Source organism: Shewanella pneumatophori (genome assembly GCF_023283895.1).
Lineage (GTDB): Bacteria > Pseudomonadota > Gammaproteobacteria > Enterobacterales > Shewanellaceae > Shewanella > Shewanella pneumatophori.
Genome location: NZ_JAKILB010000016.1, coordinates 11,893 through 26,116 on the forward strand (window position 1 = coordinate 11,893; position 14,224 = coordinate 26,116).

A 14,224-nucleotide genomic window follows, 5' to 3' on the forward strand; every position below is an offset into this window, starting at 1 on the left:
TCTGCCCATCATTAACAGAGAAAATTTATTCGAGATGTGACTCACGAATAAATTTGTCACTGAAAAAATGCCGTGACTTAGTTCACCTTTAGCAACCGAACTTGCGTTTACATTTACCTCATTCCCATTCTGAGGATTACAAAATGCAAGGTAGAAGAAATTTTTTAAAATTGAGTGCTGGTGCTGCTGTTGGTAGCTTAGCGGCAACATTACCAGGTACCGTTCAGGCTAAAACCTGTGGTGAAATCAACTGGGACGAAAGCGCTGACGTTATTGTTGTTGGCTCTGGTTTTGCGGGTCTTTCAGCGGCAGTGAATGCTAAGCGTCAAGGCCTAGGTTCAGTACTTGTTTTAGAAAAAATGCAAGTGATTGGTGGTAACTCTGCAATCAACGGTGGTTGGTTAGCTATCCCTAAAAACCCAATCCAGCTTGCACAAGGCGTTAATGACGACTCTCCAGAAGAGCTAGTTAAAGACCAAATTATTTCTGGCCGTGGCATGCAAAACGAAGCTGCCTTGCGCGTTATCGCTAACCGTTCTTTAGATGCATACGATCTTTGTATCGATACCGGCGTTAAATTCCGTGATGGTTTTAACATCCAAGTAGGTGGCCACAATAAAGCGCGTGCAATCCGCACCCAACACGGTACGGGTGGTGATATTACCACCAAGCTTTATGAAGCAGGCGTTAAAGCTGGCGTTGATCACCGTCTACAGCACTACATCGAAGATTTCATTATGGACGGCCAAAAAATTATTGGTGTTAAAGTCCGTAAAAACTACCGCTTCCCAGATCTAACTACTGGTAGCACTATTTTCATTAAAGCTAACAAAGCAGTCGTACTCGCGAACGGTGGTTTTGCTCGTAACATGGCACTACGTGAAGCGGTTGATCCATCTTTAGATCCAACACTAGATTGCACTAACGCACTAGGCGCAACTGGTGAAGTGACGCTAACAGCAATGGCACACGGCGCACTACCTGTGCACATGAACCTAATCCAAACTGGCCACTGGGGATCTCCAGATGAAGGTGGATTCGGTTGGTCAAACGCACTGCTATCTATCGGCTGGCACCAAGGTGTAGCAATCAGCGTCCTAAACGGTAAACGTTTTATGGACGAGCGTGCTGACCGTAAGACTTGTTCTGAAGCCATTATGAAAAACCGTAATGCTGATGGCAGCCCTGCTTACCCAGTGGTGTTTTTCAACTACAACAACTACGCCAAAGATGACCGTGTTGTGCGCGCACTGCGTGACGAAATGGCTTGGAAAGTTGATTCATTAGATGAAATCGCAGCTAAGTTCGATATCCCTGCAGCAGAACTGAAGCGCAGCGTAACTGAATACAACAAGCACGTTAAAGACCGCAAAGATCCGCTATTTAACCGCAAAATGGATACCGCTGAAGAACTAACAGGTCCATTTGTTGTGTCGCGTATTTGGCCAAAAGTGCATTACTGCATGGGCGGTCTAAAAACTGACTTAGGCGCTCGTGTTATCGACGGCCGTTCAATGGCGCCAATTAAGAACCTATACGCTATCGGTGAAGTTACCGGCGGTATCCACGGTGAAGCCCGTTTGAGCTCAACCTCATGCCTAGAATGTCTAGTAATGGGCATCATAGTGTCAGAAACCATCAAAGCAGACATTCAAGGAGCCGTGTAATGAACAAGTTATTACTGAGCATACTACTTAGCCTTTCAGTATCTGGCAGCGTTATGGCTGGCGATCTAGTGAAGATGAAAGGTAAAACTGAAGGTCGCGTAAACCACGAGTTTATCTACCAAGATGGCTGCCAAACATGCCACCAAGGCTCAGGTAAGAAAAACACTACCGATGCTGCATGTGTTGAATGTCATGGCGATATCAACAGTATTCCTGTGGATGAAAGCAAACTGGCGATTCCAGAAGCACACCCTCATAAATCATTACATTACAACCAAGGTGCAAGCTGCTTAGCGTGTCACGCAGAGCACGAGAAGAAAGCACCGCTTTGTACAGAGTGTCACCGTACTTGGTTTGAAGAGATGTAATTTTGACTGATTAATTTAAAAAACCTAAAAAAGTAATAGGGAATGATGATGAAAAAAACCACTAAGTTTATGTTGTCGATGGTGGCTACAGCAATCGCACTTTCAGGTACTGCTCATGCGGCAGAACAAACTGAAGATGGTATCAAACTAGGCGGCGCAGTGCGTGTTAACTACGCTTACCGTGACTATGACCAAGTTAACAAAGATAAAGGCGGTGACTTTTACTTTGATATGGCAGCAATCAAGTTCGATGGTAAGCATGGCGACTGGGGCTTATCAGCAGAATACCGTTTCACGTCTGGCACTGACTACATCAAGTACGGTTATGCCTACTATGATGTAAACCCTGACTGGCAGCTGCAACTTGGTATCAATAAGGTGCCTTTTGGTAACCGCGACTTCATCTCAAACAGCTACTGGTTTGGCATTCCTTATTACTTAGGTTTTGAAGATGATCATGATACAGGTATTAAAGCTGTTTACGAAAAAAATGGCTGGCACACCGACCTAGCATTCTATAAGAGTGCTGAGTACGGACCGTCTGAAAACAAGCGTTATTCGACAGATATCTACAGTGGCAAGATTGAAGCCAGTGGGATCACTTACTATAACGAAGAGACTAACCAGTTCAACCTGCGCCAAACTTACACTGCCGAGCATGAAGGCGGTCAAACAACCTTTGGGGGCTCAGTTCAGTATGGCCAGATCTATAACAGCAATACGGGTAATAACGGCGATCGTTACGCCGTAGCATTGCACTTAGACAGCAGCTACAACGGTTGGAATCTACAGTTGCAGGCAATGCAGTACGAATACGATGCAGCTGATGCTGTGGATGCCAACAAAATTGCAGTATCGGTTGTGAGCTGGCAGTACGAAATTGCCTCAAAAGGTCAGGCATATAACCTAAACCTAGCGAAAACAATTCCTACGGATTGGGGCAGTGTTAAGTGCTACAACGACTTCGGCTTAATGACGCCTGATGTTGATGATGCTAGTTACGACAATAGCTTACAAAACGTAACCGGTTGTGCGATCTCAGCAGGCCCGACTTACACCATGGTCGACTTTGTTATGGGTAAGAACATGACCTTCTCTACCGCTAACAATGATCATGTTGGTCTACCTGAAATGGGTGACAGTTGGGATAAACGCATAAACATTAACTTCGGATACTACTTCTAATAACTGCCGAACTTTCAGTTATTAGGTTACGGCTAGCAAATGTTTCGCGCACAGGAACACGCAACAAACATTTGCTGATGTAACAAAGTTAACCAGCGTTATCGACACAAGCGAAGCTGCTCTCACTTCGCTTTTGTTATCCCTGCACACTCTAGGTTCTAGCAAATATTGTTCTGGTAATTCATCCCTACCAACAAATACCTTGATGGACCAAGCCCTTTTATACCTTACGTATTTGGGCTTTTTTTGTCCCTTTCCGAATAAGAAGAAACAATGAAATCGATAACTAAAGCCTCTATTTGTATTTGTTTAATCGCTAGCTGTTCACAATCAACAATGGCCACTGAATATCACTTTGGCGGATTCATTAAAGCCAATGCACGCTATGTTGATGGCGATATAGCCTTCCAAGACAGTTGGACCGGTGGCGGCAGTATTACTGAATCAGCCAAGCGTACCCAATTTAGTGCAGCCGAAAGCCGCTTAAATGTCGGAATTACTCACGGTGATGTCAGCGGTTTTGCCGAAATCGACTTCTCTGGTTCGTCACAAGGTAATGCGGTGTTCTCAAACTCATACAGCCCGCGCTTACGCCACGCTTATATTAGCTATGAAGGCTTAACTGCCGGTCAAACATGGTCAACCATGGTTAATACCAGTACCTTTGCTGAAACCGCAGATCTAGGCGTGCCCCTAGCCGGCCAAACAATGGTACGGCAAACATTGGTGCGCTACAGCACCGACAGCTGGCAGTTTGCTTTAGAAAACCCATACACCTATGGCACTAAAGCTGGCAGCACGGTCACAGACAAGAAATGGGTTGATACCAGTAATGATTATGTACCTGATGCCGTCATTCGCTTCGATAAAAAAGGCGATTGGGGTAACGTATCAGTATCTAGCCTATTACGTTATTTAGACCCGCAAGATACCGCGCAATTTGGTGCAGGCGTATCCATTGCAGCAAAATTAAATACTATCGGCAAAGACGATCTAAGACTGCAATTACATTACGGTAATTTAGGCCGCTATGTAGGTACCGATGCTGCTAGAGACATGATCAATGGCGAGATAGAAACCACCACATCGGCAATGTTTGCCTACCGCCACTTTTGGACTGAGCGCACTCGCTCTAGCCTATTTTATGGGGTGACTATGACAGACATTGAGCAAACAGATCGTTTCCATGCAGGGGTTAATTTATTCACTAACTTAACCCCTGTACTAGCACTCGGTTTTGAACTGGGCCGTTATCAAATTGATGATGGGCAAAGCCCATACTCAGGTGAACCTGCCCCCCAAGGCGCCTCAAACTACGCCCAGCTTAGTCTACAGTTTTATATTTAATGGTAGCTAATAGAGTATTCATCAACTCTAAGCCCTGCAAAACTTACTGCCTTTAAATAGTCAAAAAGCCTGCTTTATAAAGCAGGCTTTTTTTCAAACTCACGTAATTAAAAATCGTAATTAAACATCCTAACTAAACCACCTAATTTGCCAAATACTGAAACAAATTCATCTGTCGCTAATACAAATAAACCGGCTCTGTTGTCACTTTAAATAACAGCCGCAATTTAAAAACGTGTGCTCTATCACTACCGAAAAAAAGATTATTCGCGACTAGGTTCACGAATAATTTTGCTGCTAAAAACGCTGCGTGATCCAATTCAACTTTACAGCCTAATTATCACTTTATTGTTAGTTCAAGCCCGTTAAAACGAGCACAATATCGCAGCTTTAGCTGCACCAGCTAAAAATAGGATAAGAATGATGAAACTAAAAATGATGTTCGGCATTGCTGCGTTAACTTCTACCGCTGCTTTAGCTCAAGGGCCACAGTGCGATCACGCACAGCTACCATACCAGCAAATGACACCAATCCCGTATGACAGCACACCATATGCACCGCAAGATACTATGCCTGCACAGTGTGCTAACCCAGAAGTTGAAGCTTATATCGCTGCATGGGAAGCGGGTGAAATCGACTTTACAACAATTAAGTCAAACAGCAGTATCCCAGCCGATCAACAGTTCTGTAAGTCGCTAGATGACGACGGTAACGTATTAGAAATTCAAGACTGTGATAAGTCTAAATCACCAGTTGGTTACATCTGGAAAGAACTGTCTGACAGCCCAACTGTGATCGGTATTACCGATGGCGGTAAGTCAGATCACGCGCCACATTTCCATGGCCAGCCAGAATGTTATTACGTAGTAACCGGTGAAAGCCAAACATTGGCACAGAACAAGTTCCAGAAACTATCTCTAGGCCAATACTTCTACATTCCAGGCGCTGCTATCCACAACACGCCAATCCTAAGCGACAAAGGCTTGGGTGTAATGTACTGGTACCCGAACAACGCACACTTTAACGGCTTTAAGTACTACTGGCGTAAAGACGTGCAAAACCTACATGTAGCTGAAGAAGCGTTCGACCGCGTTGATGAGATCCGTAAGCGCGACCTAAACTTAGGCGCATACGGTACTAACGAAGCTATCTTCAAGAAGTAAGCTTACTAAACGAGTAAAGTCGTTAAATACAAAAGGGCCTATTAGGGCCCTTTTCGTTTGATATGAAGTCAAACTAAAACGCTTCATTAACGTTAAAGTAAAAACCACTGTCGCCATCACCCCATGCCATATCTAAGCGCAAATTGACTCTTCGTTTCACCTCAAACCGATACCCAATCCCGCCGTTAGGTAAAATTTTATTAGCGTTAAACTGACTAATATCGTCAGCAATCACACCGGCTCCGCCCCAAAACACCATGCCATGGCGCCCCGGCAAATTGAGTCGATATTCAACTTGGGTCATCAGCATCTGCTTATCGCGATAACGCCCCGAGGTATAACCGCGCAGTAAGTCCCCGCCTCCGGCTTTTGACAGTTGGTCCCATGGCACGTCACCGCTAGTGAATCGCCCACGAACCTGCCAAGCTAAAATATCTTTGCCACGCCCTGTTTGCATATATTCGCTATAGAGCGCGTTATACACATCAAAGTCTGTTTTACTGCCTAAATATTGCCGATAAAAAGCTGCATCTATCTCAATAATTCGCCCCGACTGCGGGTTTAATACATTGTCGCGACTATCGTGGTTTAACAGCACATTTAAACCGACACTACGGGAGTCTTCATCAAGCAAACTAGCATCAACAGCGGAGTCTAACGGGTCGATTTTACTGGCATCGGCATAACTGAAATCAAAGCCAATACCAACAAAACTCGTTGGGCTCATCCGCTGTAATAACATAGGGTTAATTGACACTATGCGCTGATTAAACTCAATTCTGTTCGCCTGTTGATGGTTGTCATCATAACCAACACCATAAAAAACATCCGGCGCATCGAACAATTCGGCATTTAGATAAAACCTTTGTTGGTCTTGGTTAATGAAGGTTTTATTAGCAATGGCGACACCTAATGCGCCATTAGTTGATGCCAGACCATTAATCACCAATGAAGATAGCTGGCTAACTTCATCGTCTGGATCATATTGATATAAACCTACCGCCGAGATCCCAACACCTAAATCCATTTCAGGATTATAAAATGGTCCAGGAAGGTAACTAAAATCGATAAGCTTATTTGGATCAAACTCACCGTCTGCACCTAAGGTTTGCAAAAAGTCTTCAACCCAGCCCTGCGACTCTTGGTTTTCAGCAGCTTCAGCATTCTTTTCAATTTCCTCAGCCACCACATAGGTTGCGGGTAAAGTAAGACTGGCTAATATGAGCGGAAATCGACTACACCTAATAAAATAGGACGCTTTGCTCATTATGGTCATTTCACCTCCAGTGGATTAGCAAGCTCATTTGGCAATTCTGATTGCTGATGCCGTTGTAGCTCAATGGTGTCTTGAGCCTGGTTATATTGACTTATGAGTTTGAAATCAGCTTGAGTAAAACCGTTTTGCCATAGCGCTGGCGGAATGTGCTTAAAGCTGTGTTTAAATTTATCAGCCACTGTCAGCTTTTGGGTTGCGACTGTATCAATTTCAATGCCATGCACAGTATTACTAAGTGAAAGTGAGTGTGCCTGATTGTCTTCTGCATAAAGTGGTTTTATCTCTTGCCAGCTCGCATGTTGCTCAGCAAGTTGTTTTGTAACTAGATAAGGCGACTGCTTATCACCGAGCTCATAATGGCGTTTCAGCAACATAAATTTACTCGGTAATGCTTGGTTCGAGTCCCACCAATAACCGTCAATCACATCAAAAAGTGCATTGGTTTGCGCAATAGAAACCGGCTCTAACCAAGCAAGCGTAGCCGCTAACCATTGAGTCATATGTTGGTTGTAAAGCTCTTTACTCATAGCAAGATTATTATTTAGCAAGCCTAAAGCGATTTTCGCCCCAAGCATGTTTGAATAAAGATCTTCAGGGGAGTAAGCCGAAACGGTTTCAGACCAAGGCGCCCAACTGCGGTAGCCATGCCACTGCGCAACCTCATGGGCTTCAGCCATAAAGTATGCCAACCTAACTGCTATGGCGGCGGCAGACTCCCAACGTTCTCTGGGCGTTAATGACGAGGTATCAAATTCTTTGAGCTCTATGACTCGAGGGCCAATTTCATCGGGCAGCTTAATTGTTTGCGATTGTCCTAACAAAGGGTAGATACGATAAAACAGCGCTATTGCATTGTCCGCAGTATCACGAACATGGGCCAAGTCGATAAAACCGCCCTTTAACGTATACATTTGGCCATTATGTTCAGTGCCACGTTGGCCATTAGGCGCATCTTTTTGAAAACTAAAAGTGCCAGCCTCAAACGCATGGGGGCCGACACTCTCAACAGCGAGTGTATTGGCGTAACGGAAAAAAGGCACAGGCACTGGGCCAACCTTAACTTTTTGCGCATTACCAAACGCGCAGCAAGGTCGAACCGCCTCAGGAATAGGTACCAAAGGTAGCTCTTGCAGTGACAACGCATGCAGCTGATTGAGATCGGGCTCATCATCTAGCATTGCACTAACCGCAGCCTCGCTAGGTAAGGCTCTCACTTGCCAGTCATTACTGCTGCAAGCACTGAGTAAAGCGATAGCTATAAAGCCTACGATATGAGTTAAGCGTTGACAAAAACTCATTGCACGAATGCCTTAACGGATTGAGTCACTATCTCTGGATAATCGTTACTTAAACCATGTGCAGCCTTGGGAATAATCACTATCGGCGCACTTAAATAATCAGCTAACTGAATGCCTAAATTGAGCGGAAACACCTTATCATTCTCCCCCCAAATCAGCATGCTTGGCGGCAGAGACGCAACTGATATTTCAGCTGCAATCCGGTCCCGGTCAGCAGGTAAACTATCAATTAATTGTCGTTTTTCATCGAGGTAACCAGCAAAGTATTTTTCAAAAATACCTGCGTCGATAAACCCTGGATACCAAGGAAAATCAACAAAGGTGCCATCGAGTAAACGGCGCATTTGCTTTGGGTTTTGTGGCACAAAAATGTCACTGGCTTCATCAACTTCAAAACGCTGATTCATTAACGCCAATTCGCTATCTGGGAACAGCACTCCGGGGCTTGCAAGCAATACCGCTTTTGCCACTTTAGGTTCAGTGATCATCAAGTCAAAAGTGACAAAGCCACCGTAAGAGATCCCGACTAGATTAACCGTATCGACATCAAGCGCCGCAATCAGTTGCCTAACCGCCTTGGATTGAGTGGCTAAGCTCGCTGCGCCTTGGCTATAAGACTCGCCAAACCAGGCAAGATCAGGCGCAATCACCCGATAATCCTGACTTAAGTTTATCATCACTTCTTGCCAACTGGTTGTTGCCGTGCCACCAAAACCATGCAGCAATAATATCACTTCGCCTTGACCGGCTTGCCAATAGTTAAGCTCGCCGCCCTCTTGCAATCTGAGCTTATGTTGTGCAAAGCCTACATCTTGCAAAGCTGCTTTATCGCGAGCATCCACTATATCGACAGCTGAGCATCCTGCCATTATAAAACCAAGCGTCAGGCTAATGATAATACGCATATTCATCTCCAAAACAATTCAAGCAACAACCGATAAAACGCGCTTTAGAAGCGGTAACCAACGCCCATCATAAAGCTGGTACGCGTCCCCAAGCCAAACTCCATCAAAAGATCGATATTGCTGGTTAAACTAACCTGGCTACCAATTAAACCATTCCACTTATCTGCTAAATGTTGGTTCACCTCAAACTTGGCATTGCCAAGTGGAATGCCAATATCACGCAAGTAACCACTGAAGTTTTGTTCCACATTTTGGTACATGGCACCCGCCCAAATTTGTACATCGCGATTGTTATACTCAGTGCGGTAACCGGCACGAGGAGACACCACTATGCTGCTGATCTCACCATCAAGGATATTCAAACGGGTGTTGGTATAGTTAACATCAAGCAAAGCAAACCAATTGCCAATTCCACCAACTATGGTTCCACCAACACCATAGGTAGTACCTTTAAAGTCCAATATAAAATCAAAAGCTGGGCTAGCAAGACTACATGGGTTGAACTTACAAAATAGCGGCGGTAGCACTTCGGTTAAATCAGCTTCCAGCTTAACGTTAGCTATACTGCTTCCTTTGGTGTGACCAATAACCCCGTATAGATTTAAAAACGGTAATACCCACATATCACCGCGCAGTGATAGTGTTTCTGAGGTTTGCTCGGCTAAACTACCTTTGATGCTGAGAATGTCGTCTAAGCCACCTAAACCTGAAAAACCAACCGAGTCGACCACCAAAGGCTGATCCATGTTCATGTAGTTCAATGTGAAGCCGTACGGTTTAGGTAACTCGTAACCTAAATCAATCGCTTCTTGAGCCCAAATAGGAAATGTTCTGTCGTACAGCTCTTTATGCGGCTCTCTTTCAATAGAGTCAGCTTGAGATGGAGAAACAAAAAGCAGCACCGAAAGTGCTGCCAAAATAGAAATCATTTTAAGCATTTATAGATTGAAACCTTTACTAGAAGATAAATATCAATTGCCGTAAATCAAAAAGGCATTGTGAAATGAACACGTATAAGAATTCACATAAGAACACAGCTTAGCTCAATTGTTGCTCAGCAAACTGAAATAAATCTGAAATCTGCCGCTTCAATAGAAAAAAAATAGAGTAAAAAATCTAATTCTATATTTAGCATACCTGTTCTGAGTGATGATTGCTAAGCCCGCCATTCAATATATGATTAACTGATATTCAGAGCGGTAAAGTCACCACCACTTTCGGTATTCACTAAGCTGAATAGGTTTGGGTGACGTTGCCGCGTTAACACGATATCAATAATACTGGTTTGATCTGGCTGTAACAGCAATGAGATCTGCTTAGGTTCTGAATGAAATTCTGCACTGCGGTAATAGCACATACCATTATCTGGCCTAGGTTCTATACGCAGTCCCAGTTGGCCATTATCGACTTTAGCTAACTTTTTTGCATCGAGATAAAAACTCACAACATGCTTATTTTTAATATTTTTTTGCTTGTCTAACATAAAGCCTTTTTTAAACTTACTCGGCAAAAAGTCAGCACCTGAAAGCAACACAATATCAAAGTCCTCAATCGGATTGCCTAAATCATCGCTAACCCGCACAACCAACATACTGCCACGAAATTGCTTTCGGTGGCCGCTCTCGCTTGCCGTTGCCATCAAGGTGGAAAGCTGCCGATATTGCTCAGCATTACGAGTATTTAGACATTGCAAAATCCGCTGAACCTGCGGCTTACTTTTAGTATTTTTTGCCGTCACAGAGGTCATAATTCCTTGCTCCTTGCCACTATGACTGGCTTTTTTAATCACCTCAAAAGCAACCTTATGCTGCGGGGTAACATATTGACTCTGTGAAAGTTTAACAACACAGCGCGCATCAAAACCATTACAAGATTCGGCGCTTTCCTTTAACTTAACGTAGGTAAAATTAAGATTTGCAGCAGCAACTCGAACTACGCCATCAGAACCTGACTCCCCAGTATAACTATTAAGATAATCGTAAAACTTATCGTCAATGGTTTCGCCAGTTAGCACAAAAGGCCAAGGCCCCTCACCTAACTTAAACTCCCTCAACCAATCCAAGTTAAGTTGCAATTGTTGAGTACTGCCAAGCTCCAACCAATCTAAAACGGCTTCCCCCGGCTCGACTCCAGCAAAGAAACTTTTAATTCGCCCCACTCGAGATTTTCCTAACTGCGCCAGTGCAGAACCATGGTTGGCAGGCGCCAACATTATTAGGTGAGTAAGCGGGCAGGTTTTAATATCACTACCAGAGAAAAACATCTGTAACCACTGGCGCATTACCGGCGCCCCCGTGGAATGAGTAATAGCGGCAAAAGGTTTATTAGCTAACAAACTTAGCCGAGCATCATCAAATGCTCTTGCAATATCATCAAGGCGAACCTCATCATCAAAGCTGATATATCGCCCTAAATGAATATGGTGCACTGATAACTTTGAGTCGCTATCAGACAGCTTTTCTAGTACCTGTGGCAACTGACCATAAGTATCGGTATTGGTTACATTCCATCCATGAACAAAAACTAAATCCACACAATCCTCGACAATTATTTTTAACAGTAGCTCGATGATTTCCGCTTCATGGTAAACACATCAATCTGCTCAACATTATTTTTCAATAAGTTACCAGAAACTCACTGATAGCTATATAGCAAAATACTCAGCATAAGCGACTGTTAATATCATTCAGTTCTTATTCAGCAAGCCTCGCCTATTATGTGCCCAACAAAGCGCAACACCGAATTTATTTATCCAACTTTGGAGTACGACATGAAAACTAAAGCACTTATCCTAGCGTCTGTAATGGCAACTGCAATCTCAGCACCGACCATGGCTGCAGACTGGTTTATTGGTGGCGGTGTTGGCGCACAGCAAAACACATATAAAGGTTCATATGTGCCTGAGATTCAAAATCCAATTGCCGGAGGTCCTCAGACAGCGCATGTGAAAGAGACTGAAAATAATGCCGTTTACGAACTAAGAGCAGGTGTTTACTTAAATGATGCTAACCGTGTTTATGGTACGTACTCTTACAATTCAGACGATTTCTCAAAGCAACAAAGCTTTTTAATGTCTTACGATTACTTAGTGGGTCTAGGCGATAGCAACAAGCTTAACTGGTTTATTGGTGCAACAGCTGGTGTTAACCACATTAGCCCAGATACTAGCGCAGTAGATTCTGACAACCGTTTTGTTTGGGGTGGTCAAACAGGTCTAATGTATAAAATCAATGACAACCTAAGCACTGAAATTGGTTACCGTTACCTTAAGCAAGATTATGATGTAAACAACCAACCAGTTCCTACACCATATAATGCTGTAGCTGGAACAGAAACAGCATCACTCAACGACAGCCAACAACTATATCTATCTGTTGATTACCGCTTCTAAACGGTAAATAAGTAATAAAAAGCCGGCAACTAATTTGTATTAGTTGCCGGCTTTTTACTAACGAGCTATTGGGTTACAAGGTCTAACTTGCGTGAGCGTTTATGATAAAGCGCCAGCATAGAAACAGCAGTAACCATCACAATTAACCAAGCCCAAGAAGTGGTAACCCCAATATTGAGCAGCTGAAACCCTAGCAATGAACTTATCGCAGCAATAATCGCAAAAGGTAATTGAGTGATAACATGATCGTGAGGCTGACAACCGGAGCTTGTTGCGCTAATCACACTCGTATCTGAGATCGGTGAGCAATGATCGCCAAATACTGATCCGGCCATCACAGCGCTTAGACTTGCTAGCAATAACTCTGGATTAACAGCAAGCGCCACCTCAGCGCCAATAGGGATCATAATCGCGAATGTTCCCCAGCTTGAGCCGGTTGTAAACGCCATAATCGCGCACAGTAAAAAGGTGCCTGCAACTAACATCTCTTTCGACAAAAACTGCTCAGCCCAACTTGCTAGCATTTTTGCTACGCCTAAATCGGCAATCACAGCTCCTATCAACCAAGTGCAAAGCAAAATTGAAATCGCAAAACTCATAGCGCGTGCGCCAGAGGCTAAATCGCCCAATAACAAACTTAAGCTACGGCCATTTAGCTTTAACAGCACGACAGCTAACGACGTCGCTAACAAACAAGCATTACGCATGGCTGCGCCTATATCTGCTGAAGTAATCCAATCACTAAGGCTTGAGCCTTGAGCGTTTTGCGCGCCGGAATATAAAGTTAAGCCTACGGATGCAATTAACAAGGTCATCATTGGCAGCCCCAATAACCATGGACTGCCAGCATCAACTTCATCGACGTTACTTGAATTTATAGTTGCCGCTGCATTAAAGCCGACGCCAAACCAAGCAATTAAAAACGATAGTAAGATAACGGTAATGGCATAAAAATTAGTTTTAGCAATCTCAATAAATGACTCTAACGGCGTTAAAGGTAACAGAGTAATACTCGCCAAAATCGCCATTACGTATGGCCCCCAACTTGAAAAAGGCAACAAAGCACATAAAGGCGATGCATTGGAATCAACCAAGTAGGCTATTTGTTCACGCGACATATTGTATCGCTGACTTAGAGGCTGACAAACATGGCCCACTGCTAAGCAACTAAAAATGCCATCAATAAAAACCACCCAACCAAGCACCACAACACCAATGCGTGCTTGGCGGCCGCTTTTAATGCGGTGATATAGCCAATCAGCAAATAGTTTTACTGCGCCTCCACGCGCAAGCAGTTGCGTCATCATGCCCAATAGCAACATTGCAGCTAACACGTTCAAATGCCATGCTTGCCATTGTCCATCACGATAAAATTGCAGCCAAGCTTTATCGCCAAGATAAACCGCCGCTTCAGTCAAATGAAATTGGGTTAAGATCAGTGCGCCAGAGACGATCCCGACACCTAATGCGACTAAGGTTTTACGAATTATTAGCGCTAAACTCAGGGTTAACAGCAGGGGAACAAGTATCAGCAAACTGTCGTTCATCGCCAAGATCCAATGAGAAATAAATAGAAGAATACTAACGACTTACTAACAAGTGCAAAAAAAAACCTTTTACACC

Annotated in this window: 12 protein-coding genes; 6 read left to right on the plus strand and 6 right to left on the minus strand. The window is 43.9% G+C overall.

Going from position 1 to position 14,224, the window contains the following annotated elements; translation table 11 throughout:
* Positions 1–143: 143 nt before the first annotated feature.
* The 5 genes from L2740_RS18700 to L2740_RS18720 all read left to right on the plus strand — a co-directional run bounded on the left by L2740_RS18700 (position 144) and on the right by L2740_RS18720 (position 5,731).
* The gene (locus tag L2740_RS18700; protein ID WP_248951570.1) at positions 144–1,667 is read left to right on the plus strand and encodes a flavocytochrome c; all 1,524 of its coding nucleotides are present in this window, start codon (positions 144–146) and stop codon (positions 1,665–1,667) included.
* Complete coding sequence (locus L2740_RS18705; protein WP_248951571.1) at positions 1,667–2,035, plus strand: cytochrome c3 family protein; 369 nt, start codon at positions 1,667–1,669, stop codon at positions 2,033–2,035. Before L2740_RS18700 ends, L2740_RS18705 begins: the two co-directional genes overlap by 1 nt.
* A 45-nt stretch (positions 2,036–2,080) precedes the next feature.
* Positions 2,081–3,220, plus strand: coding sequence for a porin family protein (locus tag L2740_RS18710; protein ID WP_248951644.1), 1,140 nt, complete (start codon positions 2,081–2,083; stop codon positions 3,218–3,220).
* A gap of 273 nt (positions 3,221–3,493) precedes the next feature.
* Positions 3,494–4,567, plus strand: a complete 1,074-nt coding sequence (locus L2740_RS18715) for a DcaP family trimeric outer membrane transporter (RefSeq protein ID WP_248951572.1) — start codon at positions 3,494–3,496, stop codon at positions 4,565–4,567.
* Positions 4,568–4,987: 420 nt separating this feature from the next.
* Complete coding sequence (locus tag L2740_RS18720; protein ID WP_248951573.1) at positions 4,988–5,731, plus strand: cupin domain-containing protein; 744 nt, start codon at positions 4,988–4,990, stop codon at positions 5,729–5,731.
* Between the two features lie 73 nt (positions 5,732–5,804).
* Here L2740_RS18720 and L2740_RS18725 read toward each other — a convergent pair whose 3' ends face one another.
* From L2740_RS18725 to L2740_RS18745, 5 genes are all read right to left on the minus strand, one after another.
* The gene (locus L2740_RS18725) at positions 5,805–7,007 is read right to left on the minus strand and encodes a BamA/TamA family outer membrane protein (protein WP_248951574.1); all 1,203 of its coding nucleotides are present in this window, start codon (positions 7,005–7,007) and stop codon (positions 5,805–5,807) included.
* Complete coding sequence (locus tag L2740_RS18730) at positions 7,004–8,305, minus strand: DUF4056 domain-containing protein (protein WP_248951575.1); 1,302 nt, start codon at positions 8,303–8,305, stop codon at positions 7,004–7,006. Before L2740_RS18730 ends, L2740_RS18725 begins: the two co-directional genes overlap by 4 nt.
* Positions 8,302–9,210: an alpha/beta fold hydrolase gene (locus L2740_RS18735; RefSeq protein WP_248951576.1), complete on the minus strand. Its 909-nt coding sequence runs from the start codon at positions 9,208–9,210 to the stop codon at positions 8,302–8,304. The genes L2740_RS18730 and L2740_RS18735 overlap by 4 nt, the downstream gene beginning before the upstream one ends.
* A 44-nt stretch (positions 9,211–9,254) precedes the next feature.
* A complete protein-coding gene (locus L2740_RS18740; RefSeq protein ID WP_248951577.1) occupies positions 9,255–10,148 on the minus strand; it encodes a virulence protein in 894 nt (297 codons plus the stop codon).
* Positions 10,149–10,390: 242 nt separating this feature from the next.
* Positions 10,391–11,743: a lipase family protein gene (locus L2740_RS18745; RefSeq protein ID WP_248951578.1), complete on the minus strand. Its 1,353-nt coding sequence runs from the start codon at positions 11,741–11,743 to the stop codon at positions 10,391–10,393.
* Positions 11,744–11,980: 237 nt separating this feature from the next.
* Here L2740_RS18745 and L2740_RS18750 point away from each other — a divergent pair, with 237 nt between their 5' ends.
* Complete coding sequence (locus L2740_RS18750) at positions 11,981–12,601, plus strand: outer membrane beta-barrel protein (RefSeq protein WP_248951579.1); 621 nt, start codon at positions 11,981–11,983, stop codon at positions 12,599–12,601.
* Between the two features lie 65 nt (positions 12,602–12,666).
* On the opposite strand, the gene L2740_RS18755 is transcribed toward L2740_RS18750, so the two are convergent.
* Positions 12,667–14,148 carry a Na+/H+ antiporter NhaC family protein gene (locus tag L2740_RS18755; RefSeq protein WP_248951580.1) on the minus strand — a complete coding sequence of 494 codons (1,482 nt, stop codon included), beginning with the start codon at positions 14,146–14,148 and terminating at the stop codon, positions 12,667–12,669.
* Between the last annotated feature and the right edge of the window lie 76 nt (positions 14,149–14,224).

Coding starts and splice junctions, on each gene's coding strand:
- L2740_RS18720 (WP_248951573.1), top strand. CDS start 4,988: ATGATGAAACTAAAAATGATGTTCGGCATTGCTGCGTTAACTTCTACC.
- L2740_RS18705 (WP_248951571.1), top strand. CDS start 1,667: ATGAACAAGTTATTACTGAGCATACTACTTAGCCTTTCAGTATCTGGC.
- L2740_RS18725 (WP_248951574.1), bottom strand. CDS start 7,007: ATGACCATAATGAGCAAAGCGTCCTATTTTATTAGGTGTAGTCGATTT.
- L2740_RS18750 (WP_248951579.1), top strand. CDS start 11,981: ATGAAAACTAAAGCACTTATCCTAGCGTCTGTAATGGCAACTGCAATC.
- L2740_RS18740 (WP_248951577.1), bottom strand. CDS start 10,148: ATGCTTAAAATGATTTCTATTTTGGCAGCACTTTCGGTGCTGCTTTTT.
- L2740_RS18730 (WP_248951575.1), bottom strand. CDS start 8,305: ATGAGTTTTTGTCAACGCTTAACTCATATCGTAGGCTTTATAGCTATC.
- L2740_RS18715 (WP_248951572.1), top strand. CDS start 3,494: ATGAAATCGATAACTAAAGCCTCTATTTGTATTTGTTTAATCGCTAGC.
- L2740_RS18755 (WP_248951580.1), bottom strand. CDS start 14,148: ATGAACGACAGTTTGCTGATACTTGTTCCCCTGCTGTTAACCCTGAGT.
- L2740_RS18710 (WP_248951644.1), top strand. CDS start 2,081: ATGATGAAAAAAACCACTAAGTTTATGTTGTCGATGGTGGCTACAGCA.
- L2740_RS18700 (WP_248951570.1), top strand. CDS start 144: ATGCAAGGTAGAAGAAATTTTTTAAAATTGAGTGCTGGTGCTGCTGTT.
- L2740_RS18735 (WP_248951576.1), bottom strand. CDS start 9,210: ATGCGTATTATCATTAGCCTGACGCTTGGTTTTATAATGGCAGGATGC.